This is a genomic window from Aneurinibacillus aneurinilyticus ATCC 12856 (assembly GCF_000466385.1).
Taxonomy (GTDB): domain Bacteria; phylum Bacillota; class Bacilli; order Aneurinibacillales; family Aneurinibacillaceae; genus Aneurinibacillus; species Aneurinibacillus aneurinilyticus.
The window spans coordinates 1-560 of sequence record NZ_KE952811.1; the positions used below are offsets into that span (position 1 = coordinate 1).

Consider the following 560-nt stretch of genomic DNA (forward strand, 5'->3'; position numbering starts at 1 on the left):
ACCGGATTAACCCCCGAACTTTGGACACATACACTCTTATTCTCTCGTTTACGTAAAATTACGTTGTTACACACGAACTTCTTTGATTTTAATCGCGTTTTCTTGATTTAATTTGTAAAATTCGTTTGGTGCTAAGTCTTTTATGCTTGAATGAATTCGTCGCTCATTATAGAAAGTCATGAACTCTACAACCGTTTCATAGGCCTGTTTATAGCTTTCAAATTCATAACGAGACAAACAATCCTCTTCTAAAATCCGATGAAAGGACTCGATATGGGCATTCATATTTGGCGTGCTTGGTGGGATACGTTCATGCGTAATCCCAAAGGATTCACAGGCCTCCTTAAAGGCATGAGAAATAAACTGTGGTCCGTTGTCAGAACGAAGCGCAGGTTTGTCTTCCTTGTCAAAAAGCTGCCGTTTGAATAAAGCTTGTTGAAGCGTTCGAACCGCATCTTTTGCTTCACATCTAAGCCCAATATGATACGCTACAATGGAGCGGTCATACACGTCCATACAAGACTGAATGAAGAAAAAACAATCTTCTCCGGCAATATAAC

The 560-nt window shown here is 39.8% G+C and carries 1 protein-coding gene; it reads right to left on the reverse strand.

Annotation, left to right across the window (positions count from 1 at the left end; all coding sequences use genetic code 11):
- Positions 1 to 66 precede the first annotated feature (66 nt).
- The coding region (locus HMPREF0083_RS14420; RefSeq protein WP_021622224.1) for an IS3 family transposase at positions 67 to 560 on the reverse strand (494 nt) is incomplete at its 5' end.